We start from the raw sequence: 23,225 nt of genomic DNA on the forward strand, positions 1-23,225 counted from the left end.
CTATAGCCATTGGGCTTGAGAGACAGTAAATCTCATTTTATTTAGCTTCATTCTAAACTCTTTTTAGACTTGCTAAATGCGGGATTAATCCTTAATATGAGGTATAATACTTAATGGTTAAGACTGCTACATTCTATAACATATGCACCTAGAAGGGTCTCATTTGTTGTCTGCTCCCGCACAAGAAGTCTGGGATAAACTACAAAATCCGGAAATACTCGCGAAAGTCACTCCAGGTATCAAGAAACTGGACGCTACCGGAGAAAATACCTACCTAGCCCTTTCTGAAATCAAGATTGGTCCTATGAATGGCTCCTTTAAGGGAGTATTAGAAGTAGCAGAGCAAAACGCTCCTGAAAGCTTTATGTTGATCATCAAGCAAAACAGTAAGATCGGCAATGTAAAAGCGACAGGAACTATACGATTGGAAGCGAAATCTGAAAGTCAGACCGAGGTTTTCTTCTCGGGTGATGCCAAGATTTCCGGTCTACTCGCTCGTACGGGCCAGCGGATCATCAGTGGGGTGGCAAATACATTGACCAAGCAATTCTTCAAAAACCTTGAAGACGAGCTTGGCGGTGGTTAATTATTGAAATTCTCTTACGCCCGCACTTTCATTGGTATCTCCGGATATCGAATGGAGGTTTGTGCATACCATAATCTCAATAAACCGAAAATTACACATTAATAATTCGACATGGGACTAGAAATCAATGTAACAGTAAATGGTACATCCCATAGCAGTGAGGTAGACGGTAGAACCCTACTCGCCCATTATCTCAGGGATGCCCTCCGCCTGACAGGTACTCACATTGGCTGCGACACCAGCAATTGTGGATCCTGTACAGTTATCATGGATGGAAAAGCTGTAAAATCATGTACACTACTCGCCGCGCAGGCAGACGGAAGCGAAATCACAACTATCGAAGGATTAGCTCAAAATGGGAACATGCACCCTTTACAAGAAGGCTTTAAAGAAATGCATGGACTCCAGTGTGGATTCTGTACACCGGGCATGGTCATGACTGCTGTTGACCTGCTTCAATCCAACCCCAATCCCAGCGAAAAAGAAATTCGCCATGCACTGGAAGGAAATTTCTGTCGCTGTACGGGATATCACAACATCGTAAAATCGATTCAGTATGCTGCTGATAAAATGAGAAAGGAGGGTGCAAATGTCTAGTTTCATTGGAAAATCCGTAAAAAGGGTAGAGGACAAAAGATTCCTCACCGGAAAAGGAAGATATACAGATGATATCGTTCTCCCAGGCATGACCTATGCCTTTCTCGTGCGTAGTCCCTATGCCCATGCAAAAATAAATAGTATAGATACTTCTGAAGCTGAAAAGGCTCCCGGAGTAGTTAAGATTTTTACCGGGAAAGATCTCCTGACACCAGAAGGCGCCCCTATAGGTGTACCTACCGGATGGCAGGTTGACTTCAAGAATGGAGATACCATGAAAGAGCCGCCACACCCTCTTTTGGTTGCGGATAAGGCTCGTCATGCTGGTGATGCAGTGGCTGTTGTTATTGCCGAAACCCGCGAAGCTGCGAAAGATGCGGCAGAACTGATTGAGGTAGACTATGAAGAACTGGATGCTGTTACAGATGCTACCAAAGCACTGGCATCAGGTGCTCCTCAAGTTCATGATGATGTCCCCAACAACCTCTGTTTTGACTGGGAAATTGGAGACAAGGCAGGTACAGATGCTGCGATGGCTTCTGCCGCACATATCACTACCCTCGATTTTGTCAATCAGCGGGTAATCCCAAATGCCATTGAACCTCGTTCAGTTATTGGCTCCTATGATACAGCCAACGATAAATATACGCTCTATACGAGTTCTCAGAATCCTCACTTGATTCGTCTGCTTCTCTGTGCTTTTGTATTGGGTATTCCCGAGCATAAAGTACGCGTAGTAGCTCCCGACGTAGGAGGAGGTTTCGGAAGTAAAATCTTTCACTATACAGAAGAAGCCCTGATGATATGGGCCTCTCGTCAAATCGAACGTCCTATCAAATGGATCGCCGAAAGAAGTGAGAGTTTCCTGACTGATGCTCATGGTCGTGATCATCAGACAAAAGCAGAATTGGGATTGGATGCAGATGGAAATATCGTAGGACTCAGAATCAGCACCGTTGCGAATCTCGGCGCTTATCTTTCTACTTTTGCTCCTGCAGTTCCTACCTATTTGCACGGAACCCTTTTACAAGGCCTTTATACTACTCCCAATATTCACCTCGACCTCAAAGCGGTATTTACCAATACTACAGCGGTTGACGCCTATAGAGGAGCAGGTAGACCGGAAGCTACCTATTTGCTGGAAAGAATCATTGAAAATGCGGCTCGTGAAACCGGAAGAGATCCGGCCGAATTGAGAATGCAAAACTTCATTCCTCCTTTCGATGGAGTAAAAGAAGAAGGATATGTTACCCAGGTGGCCCTCCAATATGATAGTGGAGACTATGAGCCGGTCTTGAGAAGAGCCATGGAAATGGTTGGCTATGAAGACTTCCGCAAAGAGCAGGCTGAAGCCAAAAAGAATGGCAAACTGCTGGGAATTGGATTCTCTACCTATATCGAAGCATGTGGTATTGCTCCATCAGCTGTAGTTGGTGCTTTGGGTGCAAGAGCCGGACTGTATGAGTCTGCTCAGGTACGTATCCAGCCTACCGGTATGGTCAGTGTATATTCAGGTTCTCACTCACATGGTCAGGGGCATGAAACGACCTTTGCACAAGTAGTTGCCGACAGATTGGGAGTTCCTTTAGAAAATGTAGAAATCGTACATGGTGATTCAGAAGCTGTTGCCTTTGGTATGGGTACCTATGGTAGCCGAAGCCTGGCAGTAGGAGGAAGTGCCATTGTAAAAAGTATAGATAAAGTATTGGAGAAAGGTGCTAAAATTGCCGCTCACTTACTGGAAGCCAATCCAGATGACCTTGAGTATGCAGGAGGTGCCTGGACCGTAAAAGGAACAGATAAGTCTGTAGGTTTTGGAGACGTAGCTTTGACAGCTTATGTGCCTCACAATTATCCAGCTGATCTGGAGCCTGGTCTGGACTTTTCAAGCTTCTATGATCCGGCAAACTTTACCTATCCTTTCGGTGCACATATTGCGATCGTTGAAGTTGATCCGGAGACAGGTAAAGTCGATCTCAAGCGTTTTATAGCTTGTGATGATGTGGGTAATGTGATCAATCCTATGATCGTTGACGGTCAGATTCATGGTGGTGTTGCACAAGGAGTAGGGCAGGCCCTATTTGAAGGTGCTATCTATGATGATGATGGTCAGTTGCTAAATGGTAGTTATATGGACTACACCATGCCACGTGCCGATGATCTGCCTTCATTTGAAGTTGACAGAACAGTTACTCCTTGTCCTCATAACCCACTGGGGGTGAAAGGAGCAGGTGAGGCTGGAACCATTGGTTCTACACCGGCTGTTGTAAATGCAGTATTGGATGCACTCTCTGATTATAACATCAGCGACATTCGTATGCCTATGACTCCAGAACGAGTATGGCGCGCTATGCAAAATGGAAGCTAGGAAGTGCTGCAGTGTTTTAGTGTTGAGGTGCGACTCTTCATACTACATCACCATAACACAACATCACTTTAAACTTATCAACTTTAACACTCTTTTTAAAAAATGATACCATCAAGTTTAGAATATAAGCGTGCCAGCTCCATAGACGAGGCTTTGTCTATGGTCAATGCGGGTGCGAAAATTCTGGCTGGGGGCCATAGCCTTATTCCAGCCTTGAAGTTACGACTGGATGCACCGGGCACAGTTGTAGACATCAGCAAAATCTCCGAACTCCGTTACATCAAAGATAATGGTGATCACATCGCCATCGGAGCGGCCTCTACTCATCACGATATCATGAGTTCATCTGCTATCCAAAGCAAATGTGCTATGATGTCGCAGACAGCTGCTGTGATTGGAGATGTACAAGTTCGCAACATGGGAACCATAGGCGGTAGTATCGCACATGCGGACCCTGCAGCGGATTGGCCCGCCTCTCTATTGGCTGCGGATGCTGTGATCGAAATACGCAGCTCAAGCGGAAGCCGTAGTGTAGGTGCCGGAGACTTTTTCCAGGGACTCTATATGACTGCTTTGGAAGAAGGAGAAATCATCACGGAAATCAGAATTCCTGTTGTCGCAGGTGCAAGTTCTGCCTATACAAAGTTTATGCAGCCAGCTTCGCGTTTTGCGATAGTAGGATGTGCAGTTATGCTGACTCGTTCTGGTGATAGCATCACTAAAGCCAGTGTAGCATTTACTGGGGTTTCTGATAAGGCATTCAGAGATGCCGCTGCTGAAGCAGCCCTGAACTCAGTTTCGGATGTAGATGCAGCTTCTCAGGCAGCTGCAGAAGGCGTAGATATCCTTAGTGATCATTTCGCTTCTGAAGAATATCGCAAGCATTTGGCAAAGGTTTATGCCAAGCGAGCCATGCTGGCAGCTTTGGGATAATCTTTCTCAAATATGATAAAAAAGCCCTTGTCGATGATGAGGGCTTTTTTTATTGGCTATGCCGCCAAAAACCAGAAGTGTCACCCTGACCAAAGTGGAAGGGCCTAAAATACTTGCCCAAATGGCTTTTTTCAATCTTTTTAGCATGAATTATTGGCGGCATCTAATTTAGGCCTCTCGGTGCGCAGAAGCCTTGCTGCATCCAATCCTCGAGATGACACGATTTTTATATTATTCCGTTTAGCCCCCAAAACAAAAAGAGGCACTGCAAAGCAGTACCTCTTTTATTTCAAAATTGTCGTTCGATTAAAAATCTCCTAAAGGTTTTCTTCCGGCGGGAAGATCATCATCTTTTTCTTTTTTCTCAGCTTTTTCCTCATCCACTGGAGCTTCTTCCTTCTTCTCAAGAGGTTTTTTCTCCTCTTTAGGAATCAGGCCCATCTCACGTTTCATTTGAAGAACCATTTGCTCTGCAGAGAATTTTTCTGCTTCGGCCTCCTTGGCGAGTTTGTCGATCTTATCCTCTGTGGTAAGATCATCCATAAACATCTCCATTTTGGCTTCACTCAAGGCAGATTCCTCATTTAATTTCTGGATCCAGTCATCAGAATCGTCCTTGGTGACTCCATCCATGAGTTCGCCTACCGCTTTGTTGAGACGCGCACTATGCCTGAGTCTTTTGGCATCTTCCAGAAAAGCTTTACGCTGTTTCAGGTCGCGTTTGTATTGCTCTTTGAGCAGTCTTCTTTTTTCTTCTCCAGTCATGATAGCTGAATTTGAGTGTTAAGATTTTCAGAGAAGAGCTAATCCTTTCAGGATTATTCGATCTCTTTTGTCGGGCGATCCAGATCAAGATCATCTCCTCCAATATCTTCAGAATCCATTCCCATCTCGACTTTGAATTGTTTTACCAATTCGGCAGCACGGATGTTTTCGGCTTCTTCTTCTATATTGAAAGAATCGACATCTACCGTATCAAGCGCCATTTCCATGCGTGCTTCATTTTTGGCAGTTTGCTCATTGATACGAGTAATCATTTCATCATGAGTCGCATCGATACCAGCAACTTCAAATGACTCCATAGTATCAGCAATTTTTGCTTGCCACTTGGCACGGTCATGGGCACGTAAAGCTTCACGAGCTTCCGCAATTTTATTTTCGCGTTGCTTCATGAATACCTTTTTCACCTCAAGCGACTTCTCATAAGCCTTTTTGGCTGTTTCGAATTGCTCTTTGGTTTGAATCATATGTGACTTGGTATTCTCAAGACGCAAGGCAAAGTTTTGTGCTATATCATCCCTTCCCTGCGAAATAGCAGCTTTCATTTTAGCAACCAGATCCTTGTATTCGCGTCGGTATTTTCCCAACTCTTTTTCCAACAAGGTAACACTGGCTTTCACAGTAGCAATATTCTCGTTCATTTTGGGAATTTGGTCATTCAATTCCCGGATGTTTTGTTCAAGAATAAGTTTAGGGTCCTCGATAGTACTGACTAGTCCACCGAACAGAGATTTAATCGCACGAACGAATCGTTTCCACATGTTAATGAGAGGTTATAATAAAATAAGGTTATGTAATGGCTTTACGAAAAAACACAAATATTGTTAAAAGGTTGGAACCGCCTTTCCATATTTGCCGAATTTTCTTATGAACCCTTCTAATTTAACAACTTCTTCCTTATTTCCTATAAATAAAGGGGTACGTTCATGTAGCTCCTGAGGATCCATATCCAAAATTCGCCCTCTTCCATGACTGGCATATCCTCCGGCTTGCTCAGCGATGAAGGCCATAGGATTTGCTTCAAAGGTCAGACGTAGCTTTCCTTTTGGCTTTTGATAGGTACCTGGATACATAAATATTCCCCCTTTCAATAGGTTGCGGTGAAAGTCTGCAACAAAGGAACCGATGTATCGTGAACGATAAGGTTCGGGAGTATCTGTTTTAATATGGCGCAAATAAGCCTTCGTCCCTTCAAAGAAATTCCGATAGTGTCCCTCATTGACTGAGTAGGTATCACATTTCTCCGGAAATTTCATATCAGGATGTGAAAGCAGGAATTCACCGATAGAAGGATCAAGCGTAAAGCCATTCACTCCATTGCCAGTAGTGTAAACCAGCATGGTACTTGAACCATAGAGTACATAGCCAGCAGCTATCTGCTCATTTCCTTTTTGCAATAATTCCTCCCGGGTAGGAATGCCTTCCAGATTTTTTCTTCTGTAAATGGAGAAAATGGTCCCGATAGAAACGTTCACATCAATATTGGAACTCCCATCCAAAGGATCCATCAAAACAATGTATTTACCATTGCTATCCGGCTTTATGATAAAATCATCATTTTCCTCTGATCCAACTGCACAAACCATTCTTCCTTTAAATAAGGCATCAATCATTTGCTCATTGGAAAAGATATCCAGTTTCTGGACCTCCTCACCCTGAATATTGGTATCTCCGGTCAAACCCAGGATATCCACCAGACCGGCTTTGTTTACTTCACGATTGATCATGCGTGAAGCCAGGACGATGTCTCTGATGATTTTTGATAATTGTCCGGTAGCGTAGGGGAAATTTTGTTCTTTCTGGATGACAAATTGCTCCAGCGTAACAACTTTGTTGGTAGATGCTTTCATTGAAATCTTTGAGAAAATGTAGTTTAGTATCTAAAGCCATGTATTTGAACATGCCAGTCTACAAAGATACCCAAGTTTTCAGAAAAAAAGAGATTCTTTTGTACGAATAGTCGCAATAGTGGAATGTACTGAAAGAAAAAGGATTTATCCGTCTTCCCTTAAATCTGACGAATGGCAAAAAGAGGGATCCAGGCTTCGAACTGAGACATCTTTACATGCGCCCAAACATCCTGCACTTCCAAAATGCTCACAGTTGCTCCGGGGCCGATAGGCAAGGCATAATGCTTGGCAGCGAAAGAGGGAGATTCATAATACCTGCTACTGGAAGAAACCACGGCTTTGGGATCATGCGCCCATCTTTGCTCCAATAATACGCCCCCAAATACCAAGCCCAGGCAAGCAAAAAAGATCGCAAATCGAAGGGTCCAGTTTCGGGGAATGAATATAAATAGCAAAGTCAGTATTAGACATATACCGAGTCCCAGACTGATCTCAGTATAGTAATGCTGCACAAATAATCGATAGTTTGACCAGCCTTCTCCAGCTGAAAGGCGCTCTTTGCTCGCATTGATCATCAGCTGTTGAATCTTTTCTTCCAGATTCTCCCCCCCGATCTCCCACTGCACTTTCCTCAGGTAATAAATACTGGCAGAAAAATTACCTGCTTGTTCCTGCATAAAGGCAAGTCGATAGAGCATTTCCTCCTGATAATAGCCTTGTTGATACAGATTTTCGTAAATTTCTGTAGCAGGTTCAAACCTATCGTATTGAAAATACGTATCCGCTTCTAGCAAGAGGCTGTCTAAAGCATTTATTTCTGCAGTTTTTCCGGTGAAAGGAAGAGAAAGCAGAAAAAGAGAAAAAATAAATGTGAAATAATTGGACATTCTCAAAGAGACACTTATCTTTGCCTCGCAATTACGCAAAGCGCGTTGAGCTTTGCAAGCTTGATTCGGTAGCTCAGCTGGTAGAGCATCTGCCTTTTAAGCAGAGGGTCCAGGGTTCGAACCCCTGCCGAATCACAAAAAAGCCCTGGTCATTTGGTCAGGGCAACTTTGAAATAAGAGGTACGGAAACACAAGAAATCAGACTCAAAAGTCTGATTTTCCTGTCCCTACCAAAGACTATTCAATTGCCCAGGTGGTGAAATTGGTAGACACGCCAGCTTGAGGGGCTGGTGCCTATTGCAGGCGTGCTGGTTCGAGTCCAGTCCTGGGTACAAAAGCGATCAAGATTTGATCGCTTTTTGCATTTCTGATCTAGGGGTTTTCCGTAGGTTCTTCTCCCCATTTCCCCTAGTAAATTCTGCTCCCAATCTTCGTAATATAGACTAAGAAGTAATACACTACTTCCCATTGCCGAATTGATCAATTATTCAAATAATTTGGATATATTACCTCTTGGCAATTCTATCTAATAAAACAACAGCCATTACGTCCTAAAAAATTATCCCCATGATCGAGCAAATAGAAACACTCGTAAAGCAAGGAAGCGTTGAGCAAATTTTAAAAAGAAGATCCACGCATAAAGAGCCCATAAAAGTCCTCCAGATTACCCTCTATGAACTGGGATTTGGAAAGGAATTGAATTGGGAACGCTTTGGAGCAGATGGAGATTTTGGGGGAAGTACCACAGCGGCTGTTAAAGCCTTTGGTCAGAAAAATGGTATTCGCACCAATGGTGAAAGTGTCAACAAAGAACTTGCTGAAAAACTCATTAAACAATACAATAGCGTTTCTGCACTACGCCTGCTAAAGTCTGCCCTGGATGCCAATGCGATCAACAAGCTAAAAAAGAAATCCAATGAAAAGGAATTGGTCGCTTCCCTTCAGAAACTCCTTTTCTTTATGGGTTTTGGTCCGGAATTGAACTGGGAGCGATTTGGAGCAGATGGAGATTTCGGAGGAAGTACAGCCAATGCTGTCAAAGCTTTTGCCTCAACAGAAGGCATCCAAAGTAATGGAGAGGAGGTTGACGAAATTCTGGCAGCAAAAATCCTTGAAAAGTTTATTCCATTTTTGGGAGAAGGATGGGCCGAAGCCAAAGCTCAGCAGAGACATCAAAGAAGAAAAGGCAAAGGCCAGTTTTTTCTCCTGCATCCCAAAGGAAAACGAAACTTTAAAAACATAGAAAAAAGAAGGAATAAGACAGAGAAAGAGTTTTACAAAAAGGATGAAATCACCAAAAAGAAGATTTTCAGAAAATATAAATATGAGTTCGAAAAAATCGAACAGGAGATTCCGGGAGAACGCCTGAAAATGGAAGTTCAGGATGTGAAAAAGTTGGGGGCTACAGGAAGTCGTATCATGAGTTTTTGCTATCCCAAAGAGCATCCCAAAAACAACCCCAAAGACAGAATCGTCATTCACTTTACGGCTGGTCAAACCCTGGGAGATATCAAAACCCTGACCCGGGAGGATTATCACATCTCTACAGCTTATATTCTGGGACGAGATGGCACCATTTATCGCCTTTTTTCTCCGGAGCAATGGTCCTATCATTTGGGTCGGGGAGTCGTAGGAGGAAATGGAAGACATAGCTCCCGCTCTATTGGCATAGAGATTTCTAATTATGGTCCGCTCAGTTTGAAGCCTTCCGGAGACCTTACCTTTGGAGACAATTCGAAGTTCTGTACAGTGGATGATGAAAAGGCGTATATAAAATTAGATAAGCCCTTTATCGGGCATGAATATTATGCCTCTTATACCGATCAACAATACGAAGGCCTGATTATTCTCCTCCGCTATCTCACCAAAAAATTTAATATCAAACGAAGCTTCCTTCCTACAGATTCTGCTTTGGAAACACAGGGAGCCTGGAGAAAGATTCCTCGATATGCTGTATTCAAAAATCAGACGGAAGCCGATAATTTCAAAGGGATTTGCTCTCATGTAAATTATCGCGAAGGGGGAAAATGGGACATCGGTCCTGCTTTCGATTGGGAAAAAGTAATTGAGGGAGTTACAGCTGATGAATTCAAGCCCTCCTTCATCACACGGACCAGAGGCATGCTTTCCAATCCTCCGCTACGTACGGAAGAGCAATTGCTGGAAAATACGCGAGGAATGGATTTCGGAAATCAGGATAACAGCATTTATGGACCTGATGGACCTGAGGTGGATATATAATTTACTTCTTCCTTCGTCCCTTCAAAATTTAACCTAAGAAAAGCCTTGCCATGAGTTCCAATGGTCATGTAAAATTGCCCTTTAATCTAAGTCATGCCTTCATTATAGGTATCAATGATTATCAGCATCTCACACCCCTGAAAACAGCAGTAAATGATGCAAAAGGTCTGGCAGAACGATTAGAAGCGCAGCACGAATACATCATTCACGGTCCGTATCTCGATGCGACCAGGGAGGAGTTGGAAAAACTCTTTCGTGAGACCATGCCTGCCCTGGTAAAAAAAGAAGATCGCGTCCTTTTTTACTTTGCGGGTCATGGAATCGCTTTGGATGGCGAAGAAGGGCCCAATGGCTATATCGTTCCCAAAGATGCCAAACAGGGAGATCGGGATTCCTTACTTCCCATGAACCTCCTCCATGACAGCATCAATGCCCTGCCCTGCCAGCACGGCATGCTCATTCTGGATTGCTGCTTTTCAGGTGCTTTTAAATGGTCTACCGGTTTCAGAGACGTAATGTTTGATTTGCCCAAAATCATCTACGAAGAAAGATTCTGGCGCTATGTTAAAGACCCGGCATGGCAGGTAATAACCTCATCTGCTTATGACCAAAAAGCCGTTGACGTCATTTCCAATCAGAGCATCGGTATGCGCGAGGAAGGGGAGGGCATACATTCTCCTTTCGCCAAAGCCCTTTTCGAAGCCATTGATGGAGCCGGAGATGTAATTCCGGCCGATCAGGGAGATGGAGTAATTACGGCTTCGGAGCTTTATGCTTATTTGAGGGATGCAGTAGAAAGCAAAACCAATGAACAGGCCATCCGTCAAAGCCCTTCTATGTTTAATCTTGGGAGGCATGACAAAGGGGAATTTATTTTCCTCAATCCCCGACATAGATTCAATCTTCCACCTACTCCCGATCGAAATCCCTTCATGGGCCTCGCTTCTTATGATGAAGCGGATAGCAATTTCTTTTTCGGGCGGGATCGGGTTATAGAAGCCCTGATCGAAAAGGTGAAAACAAATCCTCTTACGGTAGTAAGCGGTGCATCCGGAACGGGTAAATCTTCCGTAATCAAAGCCGGTCTTTTGCCCGAACTTCGGAAAGAGGGCTGGCGCCTGCATAAGGTCATCCGCCCGGGCAAAGAACCTATGCAGGAGCTCAAAAAGGAAATAGGGGATCTTGAAAAAGAAATAAATTCTGAGGAGCAAAGCCTCCTCATCGTCGATCAATACGAAGAACTCATTACGCAATGCCTGGATCCGGGCGAAAGGAACGATTTCGAAGAGCAGATCGCAAAGTGGATAGAAAAACACCCCAATCTCCATGTAATCCTCAGTGTCCGATCCGATTTTGAGCCGCAGTTCGAAAGCGAAAATCTGGGCAAATGGTGGCAGGCGGGTCGTTACGTTGTTCCTTCTTTTAGCCTGGATGAAATCCGGGAAATCATTACCAAACCAGCCCTTCAGGCCATCCTTTTCTACGAACCCCTGGAATTGGTTGATCGACTGGAAGAAGATATCAGCCAGGCCCCGGGCGCATTGCCTCTCCTTTCATTTACCCTAAGCGAACTTTACTATGCTTACCTGAGTAGCGGAAGGCAGGATAGAAGTTTGAGCATAGAAGATTACGAAGAAATGGGAGGCTTAATAGGAGCCTTGAGAACCAAGGCAGATGAAGTTTACCTGAATCTGGATACCGAACACCAGGACACGATGCGGAAGCTTATGCTCCGTATGGTATCACTCGAAGGGGGGGAACTGGCAAGAAAAAGGGTTTATTCCACTGAGCTCTTTTTTGAGGAAGATGTAGAGAACCATCGAATCGAATCGATTTCCCAACAAATGATAAACGCTCGCTTATTGGTCAAAGGGAGTGATACACAAGGCAAGACCTACCTCGAACCCGCGCATGATGCTTTGGTCAGGGCCTGGGCCCGACTTTGGGAGTGGATCAAAGCCATAGGGGAGGAAAAATTAATTTGGCAAAACAAACTCAGCCAGGCCGTCGAGGATTACCAGGAGCAACTACGAAATGATTCTGGAAAAGAGAAGCAATACCTTTGGAACAACAATCCCAGGCTCGATATCCTCGTAGATGAAATCAAACTGGGAAGTCATACCTATAACAAAGAAGAAAAGACTTTTATCCTCAAAAGTGCTGATCGTAAAAAATCCCGTAGAAATATATTGATCTGGAGCCTCGTAGGAGTCATTGCTTTGGTTTCTACCCTGGGTTTAGTCGCAAATGAACAACGCAAAGAAGCGGTAAGACAGGAGCAAATTGCCAATGATAGTACCCTAGCCGCGCAAGAACAAAGGACAATTGCAGAAGCAAAGACAGAAGAAGCTCAAATGCATGCCGATTCTGCCGACGCCCGGCTGGCAAGAGTTCTCTCAGAAAAAGAAAGAGGAGACTTCGAAAATACCCGAAATGTATCCTGGTTAAATGCACTCAGAGCCGAAGAAGCCATAGATGCGGAAAACCTGGATGTAGCCTATTCTTTTGCTTGGAAGGCCTTTGAAAGTCAAAAAAATGAACGTGTAGGCGAAGCCATGAGGTATGTCAGTGCAATGTCTCACAGAGATTTAGTGGAATCCGACATAATTGATTTGAAACTGGATCAAAACTGGTACGAGGATGACCTCAAGTTCTCGCCAAGCGGAAAATACTTTAGCCTGGATCGGACTGAGTCAGTGGATATTTGGCAATGGAAACCTTTGAAATTTCTCTTTAAGGCTCAGGCAAAAAGCTCTGGATCCTCGCAAACGAACTATGGCTTTTCTCCCCAGGAGGATGCATTCCTCTTCGTAGACCTCAAAAATAAAAAGAAGCAAGCCTGGGAATTGACCTCTGGCAAGGAAGTAAAGACTTCATTCTCACCATTCGCACTTGCTGGCCTATTCTCCTCCTCTGACGTTCATCGAAATGGGGATGACTATTGGCTCATCTATCCTGCAAATTACAGCGCAAATAAATTTGTGCTGGTATCCTGGAACCGTCTAAGAGCAGCAGATGCAAATCAGCAGGGAGACATAAAAAATCTTATCGATACAGAGGCCGAATGGGTAGAAAAACTTATCGAGCTGGACTTTGAGGCAGAGAAAGCTTTTTTCTCAGAAAAAGGAGAAGAAATCTATTTCACCGAATCCGGAAAAGGAAATTATTTCCACAAAGTAAATATCCAGGATCCAGCCAAAACACAAAGATTCGGTCCCCATGATCTGAGCATAGAATTCATATCAGAAATCCCCGAAATGGATTTTCTAACTGCCATGAACAATAGCGGCGGCCTTTATGGGTACCGATTAAGTTCCAGTGAAATTGTGGACTCGGTCAACACCTACTATGCAGATGTCATGCATCCCAACGGTAGGCAGTTGATTGGTGCTTCTAACGCTAATGATAGAAGCAGAAGATTGGGCAAGCTTTGGAACATTGATATTGCCCTTCAATTTAGTATTGCCCTCGATCTGAAAAAGACTGTACCCATCAATTGGGTAAAATTAAGTCCCAAGTCAAATTACCTGGCATATTGTGTTGCTGATACTTCCTGGGTCAAAACTCTCTATTCTCCCTCAGCACCCAGAATGCTCACTACAAAAAGAAAGTATGGGGAATTCTTCAATTTCACTTTCTCAAATAATGAAAAATACCTGATTGCATTTAAGGGCCGAGATTCTGAAAAAACTATACAAACGGTACATGAAGTATCCAGTGGCAGGAAGCTCTACGAAATCAATGGGCTCCATTCCCTGGTTTTCTCAGCAGATAGCAAAAAGTTGATTGAACTCGAGGCAGATGGCAAAGCTTATGAAAGGGAAATCAATGGCGGGGCAAAGGGAAAATTGTTGTTTGATGCAGGAAAAAATTTCGCGCGGATGTACATCAGCCCCGGTGGGAAATATATGGTACTGATCGGTGGCGAGAATACAAAAAAATCAGTCCTTTGGAATCATGAAAATGGAAGATTTATTGAATTGGAAGCCGATTACGAACAAATCTCATTCTCAAGAGATGAAAAATTCATTCTGGCCAAATTGAGCAATCGAATGGTTCATATTATTAACAGCAAGGACATGACAATCCAGAAAGTTGAAAATCTTGCGGGAATGTCTCCTATATCAATTATCGGAGCAGAAACGGAAATGATGCTGTTGAAAGGGAATCAATATTTGCTCACCAGCAATGGAGTCTATCATATTAATTCGGGTTTAAAAATAGAAAGCTTTCATTCAAATTATCACCAAAAAAGAACAAAACCATCTCATTCGGCCCTGGATCCCATGGGTAGATGGAAACTTAGTTATACAGGTCCAGGCCGCTTACAAAAGACGCCTATTTATGCCCGGGATTGGTTGGATGGCAAGATTTATCAATATAAAGAACTCGAAGCCAAACGATAAATAATATGTCCCAAGCTGAAAAAAGATACTTCATCCTCCTCGTCGGTATAGATGACTATCCCAATCCCTATACTCCTCTCGGTGGCTGTATTCAGGATATCGATCAGTTGGAAGCTTATTTGGAGGATTGGATCAAGGAGCAAGGGTTTTCTACTGAGGAAAGTCAAAGTCCCTTTCAAGAAAGTATTCCTATACGGCATATAGGTCCTGTGAATATCCTTAAGCTGGCAAATGCAGATGCGACCTATGACAACATTCATAAAGCCTTTTCAAAATTTCTATCTCAGGCAAAAAGCAGAAAGAATGAGCAGGGCAGAGAAGTAGAAGATGTCGTTTGGTTTCATTTTAGTGGCCACGGATCAGAAGAATATACAGCCGAAGAGTTTCTGACATTAGAGCCCAATGGAAAAGACCAAACCCTGGTAACTTATAATGAAGACCCTTCTTCCAGCCAAACCCATTTGGCAGATAAAGAAACGGCTGTTCTTCTCAGCAAATTGGCTGATGAGAATGGGAATACCCCCCATATTTTGGTTTCTCTGGATTGCTGTCATTCGGGTTCAGGTACCCGCTTTTCGGATTTCGACATAAAGACCCGACATGCAGATGTACTTCCTTACCTAAGTCGAGCAGAAGCGTCAAAAAATCGACACCCTTTCCGTTCTCTCGAAAGCTATTCAGGTGGATTTTATAGAAGACAATTGGATCAGAATTCTCTTTTGGAAGTCCCCTTGGTTCCCCATATCCTTTTCTCTGCATGCGAAAGTGTACAATTAGCAGGCGACACTCCACAAGGAGGGGTGTTTACCCAAGGCTTGTTAAAAGCCCTTCGATCTGCCAATCACACGATCAATTATCCCGACCTCTATCAACGGACCCGCGCTTCTGTACAAAAGATCAGGCCCAAAAATCAGAATCCTACTTTTGAAACCATGGGGAATTTCAATCCCAATCGGAGGTTCCTGGAATCCGATCACTCTCATGAAGAAGCTTCCATTGGTTCTCGATTAATTAGTTACCGCTCAGAAGGTCCTCAACTATACAACATTAGTTACGAACAGACGAGCTGGTATATCAACTGTGGAGCTATTCACGGTATTCCGCTAAAAGAAAAAGGAAATTCAACCTTTGAGCTCTTGGAGGATGAAAAAAAAGGAGTAAGTCTGAAACTACAGACTATTGGAGCCCTAAAAAGCCCGGTTCTGATCCCAGAAGACCTGAAGCTTGATCCTTCAAAAATTTATAAAGCAAGGGCCAATTTCCTCCCACTACCCGAAGAACTGGTTTGGATTCATGGGGAACAAGAAGGAGTAGAGGCACTGAAACGCAATTGGGATCAAAGTCGAAATATCAGCTTCATAGAGGAACTTCCTCCCACTATGGAAGCCAGCCTGGAAGTTGAAGTAGAAAAGGGCATTTTTCATCTTAAAGACAGAAAAAGAAAGGCAAGCGTTTTCCAATGGCCCCTTCAGGGAGAGGCAGAAGCCAGAATCATCATTGATGCCCTGGGAAAAATAGTCAACTGGTACCGGGTCATAAATCTCAATCATGAAAAATCTAAAATCCTTGCAAAGAGATGGGTAGACTTTGAAATTCAGGTACTAGGGCCAAATGGAAACAAATTACCCTCCCTTAATCAAAGTCAGCATCTTATCCTCGCGGATGATCAAAATTTCTTCAGTAAAGACGGCAATCTATTCGCAGGCTTTGTTCCAGAGTTGATCATCCGCAATTGCGATCAGGATATCTTCGCTTATCTCTTTCATATGAGAAGCAACTATGCGATTGAATCTTATGAAGGAGAAATTGTTTACCGCCCAAAAGAGCATCCCGGAAAGACAGAAATTCGCTTTCCCATGTGGAAGCAAAGTAAAGGCTGGGGCCTATCAGCTGGCGAACAGGAAACGCATTCCTATTTCAAATTGATCGTTTCTACAGAGTCCATTGATTACTATCAACTTTTGCAAAGTAGGCTTGAAGGAGACAAAGCCATGGTATTTAAAAGAGGTCCTATGGGCGTCAAGGACGATTGGGCAAGTATCACGATAGAGGTGAGCCTGAAAAGAGAAGGTGACTAAAAGATGAGTTTTTAAACGGGATTGTGTACCTTATATAAGCCTGAGAAACATAGCCCTTACATGAAATTCGAAATCATCCACGACACGATCGCGAAACAGGTTTTTGAGAAAGCCTCAATAGAAGCGCGTACCCGAAGGAAGGTGGAGAAATTTATTCGTGAACGTTTCGAAGCTCATCAACTCAGAGGAGCAAAACTTACGCAAGATGATCTCGACTATATTCAGCCTTATCTGACTCAAGTCAATATCAGTGAGGAAGAATCGGCTTTCCTGGAAAAGAATCGCAAATCTTTAGCTGATGCCAGGACTCGTATCCGTGTTATCGTAGCGGGAGTGATCATCTTTCTCTTAGGCAGTACTGCTTTTTCGCTTGTACAATGGAAAGATGCCATAGAACAAAAGGAATTTGCTAATACCCAAAAAGAGTATGCTGATGAGCAAACCCTAAAGGCTCTTAAAGCTCAGAGAGCGGATAGCATAAAAGCCATTGAATTGGGAATTGCACTGGAAGAAGCCCAGGCAGCCAAGGATACCGCAGAAGTTGCCCGAATAAAGGCGGAGCAGGAAAAGTTGCGGGCAGATGTGCAGGCAAAAATTGCGCTTAAGCGCCAACTTGAAGCGTTGCAAAATGCAAAAGAAGCAGAAGCTTTATCCTACAGTACCATTAGCAAGAGTCAGAACCTTGAAAAAATGGAGGTGAGCCTTAGGTTACTTCAGGAAGCATACCTAAAGACGTATCCCAAGCCCCCACCTCCTTTGATTCAAGAAGCACTGGCAAATAAATTCTACGCCCAAAAAGCAAATGACAATCATGCAGCACTTCCCCTTCCTGTGTATTTTTCTCATACCTATGTCGCAGCGGGAGATCTCAGGCCTGAAGAAGACTACACGGAAGAGAATAAAGGCATAATCAAAGGCTTTTCGATATCCTCTGATGAGGAATTTCTGCTTAGCTATTCTAAAGGTAGCCGAATAAAGTTGTGGGACAGAAAGGGAAATCTACTCCATCAATTTGATGAGCATACGGAAAACATTGTCGATGCTAGCTTTTCTCCCGATGGAAAACTTATCCTAAGCAATTCCTTTGATGAATCTGCCAAACTATGGAACCATAAAGGAAAAATACTGGCAGATATGCGCATGGTAAATGACTATGAAGGTTTGAGAAGTCGGATACATGGGGCCCGTTTTTCCCCCGATGGAGAAAAAATAATTACCCAGGTCGGGGATAGCCTGAAGCTCTGGAATTTAAGGGGACAAAAGTTGAGGGATTTGACAGGAGAAACCTATAAACTTCATAAAGATTTTATCCTGAGCAAAGATTTGAAAAACTTATACCTCTGGGATTATCAGGGGAAACTTATCAAAGAACTGAATATTCCTGGTGCCGGTATCTCTGATTTTTATATTTTTCCCAATGGCAATCAGTACCTCAGCATCTTAAAAGATGGAGAAGTTGTTCTTGGGACGAAAAAAGGGCAGCTGTTTTCGTCCAAAATTTTAGGTACCAAAGATTTTCTTGAAACAGAAGGATATAGGGAAGGAGAAGAAGCTTGGAAACTTGAAAGCCATACACTCAATGGCTCTTTTTTGCTGAAAAGCAATGGTCTGAAACTTTCTCTCTTATTTGACAAAGAAGGAGAATTTCTAAAAGAGCTGGAAGGAACTTATACCTTCTTTGATCCTGCAGCTACAGAACTTTACCAGGCCAACCTTCACCCAAAAGGAATTGAGTTCAAGCAGCTCGACCTTAAAGGGAATCCTATTCATTCCGAGCTCATAGAAACACCTCTTTCCTCAAAGGAGGAAGTGCATCTACTAAATGACCACCGATCACTGCTCGTCAGAAGTAGCAGAAATACCTACATCCATCTAAAACTGGATGAAAACAAAATACTTAGCACTTCTTCCATTGTGTATGATTCTCCCAGGGATTCAAATAGCAGAATACCTCTCCTGCAATTCATTTCATCAAACCAGGATGCCACGGTCTTCCAATTCGCACTCAATCTGAACTATAGCATCGATGCAATCATATTTGTAAACCGAGCCAATGAGCTACTTTATACTCAGAAAGTAATCAACTATTCTTTTGAGTCCCCGAATTCAAAATATTCAACAAACCCCAATCAAATTTACATCTCCCAGGGAAATCACTTGAGGAAAGTTGATTTTCAGGGAGCATTGCTAAAAGAATACGAAGATGCGGCATATTCTTCAGCAGTACTTTCCCATAATCAAAAATACATCCTGTTTACGGAAACAGATAGATTTGGGAGTGGAGCTCCAAATTCTGAAAAACTAATTAAGCTCCATAATTTAGCCACAGGGAGCCATAGCTTTTTAGAAAAATCTCAGTATATAAATGAAATCAGCTTCACTGCAGATGATAGCTACATCCTGGGGATACAAGTTTTGCCAGATCCTTCTCGCCAAAAAGGAAATAAATCTCTCTGCGTTTGGGATTTAACTGGCAAACTATTGGGGAGAAAGGAACATAATTCGTCCAAAATAAACTATCACCTTCTCCCAAATTCTACCGTCCTGCTTGAGAGTTCCAATTTCCAAAAAAACCTGTCTCTCTGGGATGTTAAGACGAACAAACTTATGCAACTCAGTCATGATGAATATATAGATAAGGTAGAAGTTTCAAGCGACGGGAAATATTTGCTGACTTATGCGCGATCGGGAGGCGTAGTCAAACTCTGGGCTAAGGAGGGAAAGCTTATCTTTGAAAAGGATACCCAGGCTTCAAGAATAAGCGATGCTCTTTTTTCACCCGATGGTAAATCTATTTTAATAAATGCTTCTGATCACGTCCTCAGAAGATGGGATATTCAGGGTCGTTTATTGAAAAAAACACCCCCACTAAAAGGACACATCAGCTCTTTATGTTTTCATCCGGATGGAAAGTCATTCCTCATTACGTATGATGGCAAAATGGAATCCTGGAATTTGAGTTTTCAAAACCTTAAATCCTTTAGCCAAAAAGGCCTTTCTATTTATAGCGCCACTTTTACACCAAAGGGGAGCTACATTTGGATAACTTCAGATCAGGGAGCCAAGGTCTGGGATAAAGAGGGACGGCTTATATCGAGTTTTGACCATTTTAGCAGGGAGCTCCCCGTATTTTCTCCAGATGAAAGCATGTTCTATGCCTTGATCGGCGAAGATACAGGAGCCGTATATACGATTTATGGCGAGTTGTTGACAAGAAAAAACTACGGAGAAACCTTTGAGAGTTTTTCACCCAAAGGCACTACCTATTGTATGGCCTACAATTACAATTTCGAGAAGCAAAGGGATTTTCATTCCCACAGAATATTCGATCGTTCAGGCAATATCATTGCTAATCTGGAAACCGATTCAGATGATTATTTTATTGCATACAGCTCGGATGGAGAAAGTGTTTTCACCCTCAAAAATGCAAACATTAGTCAATGGCCCCTTCCTACTAGTATTTTCAAATACTTGCAGGAAGAAGCGACATTCCCTGAATTGAATGCAGAGCAAAAAAAGGAATTCGGAATAAAATAAACTCTATGAGCAAGCCCCTCATATACCTCACATTCGCCAATGATCCGGATGCCCATCTGGAACTCCTCAAGGAGGAGAGTAAGCGTTTATTTAATGCCCTCGACGCACCTAAGAGGAAAGGATACATCGAGCTTCAGCGAGAGGAAAGCGCCGAACTGGAAGAAATCTTTGACTTCTTTACCCGAAACAAAGATAAGGTAGAAATCTTCCACTATGGAGGGCATGCAGATGGTAGCCGCCTCCATTTAGAAGGCGGAGGAGGAAATGCCCAGGGCCTGGGGGCTCTATTGGGAGAGCAAAAAAACCTCAAACTCGTCTTTCTCAATGGCTGCTCTTCCAAAGGGCAAATCGACGAACTATTTGCCCAAGGGGTGAAAGCTGTCATTGCAACTTCAGTTCCTATTCAAGACCGCAAGGCAGTAGAGTTTGCCGAGCAATTTTACGAAGCACTTGCCTATCGAAGAAATATCGGCCATGCCTTCAAACTGGCAGCAGCCTTTATGAAATCTCGCTATGACGAAGGGCCCGAAATTCAATACCGTGCTATGATTTTTAAAAGGGGGGAGCCTATAAAAGAAGAACTTCCCTGGGGCCTTTATATTCAAAAAGAATACGAAGAAGAAATCAAAAACTGGAAGCTTCCCCATTACCAGAAAATTTCCTTCTCCAAAGACATGATCCAGTACATTGGCAAGAGTTTTACAGCCAATCGCTACATCATGCTTGTCCTTGAAGAGCTTTGCAGATACAATCCAGACATCTATGCCCAGATGTTTGAAGAAAGGGGAGGGGAGAAGGTCAAGAAAGATTCCAAATACTATCCGGAGATCATTATCCGAAATTTCCCCTGGCCCATAGGTTCACAAATCCGCTTGCTACGTGTAGCAGACGAAGCAAATCGGGAAAGACTGGAGACCCTGATTAGTACCTATCTGATGACGGGAAAAACCCTCTTCTTTATCCTCCTATCAGATCTTTGGAAGCAGGTTCGCAAATCAAAAATAAGCTTGCCCGAGGGTTTTAAGAGTGGATTCCCCATGCAAAAGGAGGCCTACCAGCAATTCGATTTCTGGACAGGCGTGAAAAAAATCTATCAGCTTTTCAGTATACAGGAAGTAACTCCTTTTGTAGAAGAGTACGAACAAATGATCCGGGAATGGAAAGAAGAGGACAATCAGGCGCAAGCCCATTTGGAAAAGCTTCGAAAAGAGCTTCAAGAGGGAAAGCTTCCAGCCGACCTCATCGCCACTTGTACAGGAGCTGAAAGGGCATTGGCCCTTCTTTTGAAAAAGGCAGCCTTTCTCGCGCGTTACCGCATGCTTACTGTACGCAATATCAATATGGAAAAGACCCGCCTTAGAGAACTGACGTATGAGTTGGACATGGGCGCACTGAATGCTCTGGAAGATCATGGCCTGGGTATGTATATGGATGAAGCTAACCGTAAAAAACTGGCTGTTTCCCATTCGCATTCTGTGATCCTGACCGTCAATGAAGATCGCCTGGACGATTCCCTCAATTTATCGCCTTTTATTATAGATAAATTTACCTTCGCTCAGGCAGTTAATAAGACCAAACAGCTCGGTAATAATGAGGCTAGAATCTACCTCATGGGCTGGGAAGATGAAGAAAAACTCTATTATCTGACAGTTGATCATCAACTCTACCAAAGTATGAGAGATGAGCATCAGGAGGATCTCATACATACCGATATCCGTGCCTCTGCCTATCAGGAAGGTAAAGATGAAAACCATGTACATGAAGATGCTTTTGGAGCCTTTGGAGATGATCCTTTTGCCGAAACAGAAAGCGAGGACAATAGCCCCAAAGTTTTTGATTCCCTAAAAGAAGAATTTGAAACCTTTAAACTGGATACCAGTCTGATATGAAAAGCCCCTTTAAATTTCTGGACTCCTATCAAAAGGAAGATAAGAGTAGCTTCTTTGGACGGGAACAGGAAACCAAACAGCTACTCAATGCAGTTCATGCCTCCAACCTGGTTTTGCTCTATGGAGCATCGGGTACAGGAAAAACTTCCCTAATCAATTGCGGCCTGGGAAATCAATTTCAAAAGTCTGACTGGCTTCCCATTTTTATTCGCCGGGGCAATGACCTCAATGTTTCCCTCCAAAAAGAACTGGATAAACTACTGCCCAGTCAGCAAGGACAGGATCATGCCCTTCGTTTCAAAATAAGCGACCTCTATCACGAATACTATCGACCGGTTTACCTGATTTTCGACCAGTTTGAAGAACTCTATATCATGGGAAGCCTGTCCGAACAGGATACTTTCCACAAAAGCATTTCCGAACTTCTCCAATCCGGTCTGAAATGCAAAATCATCCTCAGCATACGGGAAGAATACATCGCCTACCTTTCCGAATTTGAAAAGATCGTTCCTTCTTTATTCGACAATCGCCTTCGCATAGAAAAAATGAAGGACCGTAACCTCATTCGGGTAGTCATAGGAACCTGTAAATTCGGAAATATTCATATAGATGAGCCTCGCAAAACGGTGATGAAAATCCTCGACAATCTCCGTTCCAAAAGAGAGGGCATTGACCTTACGCATTTGCAAGTTTATCTCGATCGCTTATGGCGAACGGCTATTAAAGAACAAGGAGAATCTGAAGAATTGACCTTTGATCTTCCTTTGGTAAAAAGGGTAGGAAAAGTAGAAAATGTGCTCTCTGATTTTCTGGATGAGCAGATGAAGGAAGTAGAGGGAGGATTAAAGCAAAGGGGAATAGAAAATACTGAAGGTTTACCCCTGGAAATTCTTTTTACCCTGGTTACGGAAGATGGTACCAAACGAAATATGCAATTGGGAGACATTCTGGATGATTTACCCAAAAACCGTAATTTAACAGAGGCTGATCTCGTTTATTGTATGGAGGAATTTCACCGCATAAAACTCCTCCGTCAATTTGCAGATGATTAAGACAAATCGCAGCTAAACTTT

Annotated in this window: 14 protein-coding genes and 2 tRNA genes; 12 read left to right on the forward strand and 4 right to left on the reverse strand. The window is 43.2% G+C overall.

From position 1 onward, the window contains the following. Window positions 1-142: 142 nt before the first annotated feature. The 4 genes from R8P61_25370 (at window position 143) to R8P61_25385 (ending at window position 4,484) form a co-directional block, all read left to right on the forward strand. Window positions 143-586, forward strand: a complete 444-nt coding sequence (locus R8P61_25370; GenBank protein MDW3650431.1) for a carbon monoxide dehydrogenase subunit G — start codon at window positions 143-145, stop codon at window positions 584-586. A 111-nt stretch (window positions 587-697) separates the two neighbouring features. Further along, on the forward strand, window positions 698-1,183 hold the full coding sequence (locus tag R8P61_25375; protein MDW3650432.1) for a (2Fe-2S)-binding protein: 486 nt from the start codon (window positions 698-700) through the stop codon (window positions 1,181-1,183). Beyond that, window positions 1,176-3,551 (forward strand): xanthine dehydrogenase family protein molybdopterin-binding subunit, encoded by a 2,376-nt coding sequence (locus R8P61_25380; GenBank protein MDW3650433.1) that lies wholly within the window; start codon window positions 1,176-1,178, stop codon window positions 3,549-3,551. The genes R8P61_25375 and R8P61_25380 overlap by 8 nt, the downstream gene beginning before the upstream one ends. 102 nt (window positions 3,552-3,653) lie before the next feature. Further along, window positions 3,654-4,484, forward strand: a complete 831-nt coding sequence (locus tag R8P61_25385) for a xanthine dehydrogenase family protein subunit M (protein MDW3650434.1) — start codon at window positions 3,654-3,656, stop codon at window positions 4,482-4,484. Between the two features lie 306 nt (window positions 4,485-4,790). Here R8P61_25385 and R8P61_25390 read toward each other — a convergent pair whose 3' ends face one another. The 4 genes from R8P61_25390 to R8P61_25405 form a co-directional block, all read right to left on the reverse strand. Next, window positions 4,791-5,249 carry a hypothetical protein gene (locus R8P61_25390; GenBank protein ID MDW3650435.1) on the reverse strand — a complete coding sequence of 153 codons (459 nt, stop codon included), beginning with the start codon at window positions 5,247-5,249 and terminating at the stop codon, window positions 4,791-4,793. A 53-nt stretch (window positions 5,250-5,302) separates the two neighbouring features. Beyond that, window positions 5,303-6,025, reverse strand: a complete 723-nt coding sequence (locus R8P61_25395; protein ID MDW3650436.1) for a PspA/IM30 family protein — start codon at window positions 6,023-6,025, stop codon at window positions 5,303-5,305. A 63-nt stretch (window positions 6,026-6,088) separates the two neighbouring features. Continuing rightward, on the reverse strand, window positions 6,089-7,114 hold the full coding sequence (fbp, locus tag R8P61_25400) for a class 1 fructose-bisphosphatase (GenBank protein ID MDW3650437.1): 1,026 nt from the start codon (window positions 7,112-7,114) through the stop codon (window positions 6,089-6,091). A gap of 158 nt (window positions 7,115-7,272) precedes the next feature. Further along, window positions 7,273-8,001, reverse strand: coding sequence for a hypothetical protein (locus tag R8P61_25405; GenBank protein ID MDW3650438.1), 729 nt, complete (start codon window positions 7,999-8,001; stop codon window positions 7,273-7,275). A gap of 62 nt (window positions 8,002-8,063) precedes the next feature. Here R8P61_25405 and R8P61_25410 point away from each other — a divergent pair. The 8 genes from R8P61_25410 (at window position 8,064) to R8P61_25445 (ending at window position 23,204) form a co-directional block, all read left to right on the forward strand. Further along, window positions 8,064-8,136: transfer RNA gene (locus R8P61_25410), tRNA-Lys, on the forward strand. Window positions 8,137-8,248: 112 nt separating this feature from the next. Next, window positions 8,249-8,333, forward strand: a tRNA-Leu gene (locus tag R8P61_25415). A gap of 235 nt (window positions 8,334-8,568) precedes the next feature. Next, window positions 8,569-10,242, forward strand: coding sequence for an N-acetylmuramoyl-L-alanine amidase (locus R8P61_25420; protein ID MDW3650439.1), 1,674 nt, complete (start codon window positions 8,569-8,571; stop codon window positions 10,240-10,242). A gap of 50 nt (window positions 10,243-10,292) precedes the next feature. Beyond that, complete coding sequence (locus tag R8P61_25425) at window positions 10,293-14,648, forward strand: caspase family protein (GenBank protein ID MDW3650440.1); 4,356 nt, start codon at window positions 10,293-10,295, stop codon at window positions 14,646-14,648. A gap of 5 nt (window positions 14,649-14,653) precedes the next feature. After that, complete coding sequence (locus tag R8P61_25430) at window positions 14,654-16,726, forward strand: caspase family protein (GenBank protein ID MDW3650441.1); 2,073 nt, start codon at window positions 14,654-14,656, stop codon at window positions 16,724-16,726. Window positions 16,727-16,786: 60 nt separating this feature from the next. Beyond that, on the forward strand, window positions 16,787-20,263 hold the full coding sequence (locus R8P61_25435) for a hypothetical protein (protein MDW3650442.1): 3,477 nt from the start codon (window positions 16,787-16,789) through the stop codon (window positions 20,261-20,263). A gap of 5 nt (window positions 20,264-20,268) precedes the next feature. Next, window positions 20,269-22,152, forward strand: a complete 1,884-nt coding sequence (locus R8P61_25440; protein ID MDW3650443.1) for a hypothetical protein — start codon at window positions 20,269-20,271, stop codon at window positions 22,150-22,152. Further along, the gene (locus R8P61_25445; protein MDW3650444.1) at window positions 22,149-23,204 is read left to right on the forward strand and encodes an ATP-binding protein; all 1,056 of its coding nucleotides are present in this window, start codon (window positions 22,149-22,151) and stop codon (window positions 23,202-23,204) included. Before R8P61_25440 ends, R8P61_25445 begins: the two co-directional genes overlap by 4 nt. Window positions 23,205-23,225: the final 21 nt, after the last annotated feature.

The sequence above is a fragment of the Bacteroidia bacterium genome, from assembly GCA_033391075.1.
Classification (GTDB): Bacteria; Bacteroidota; Bacteroidia; order J057; family J057; genus JAWPMV01.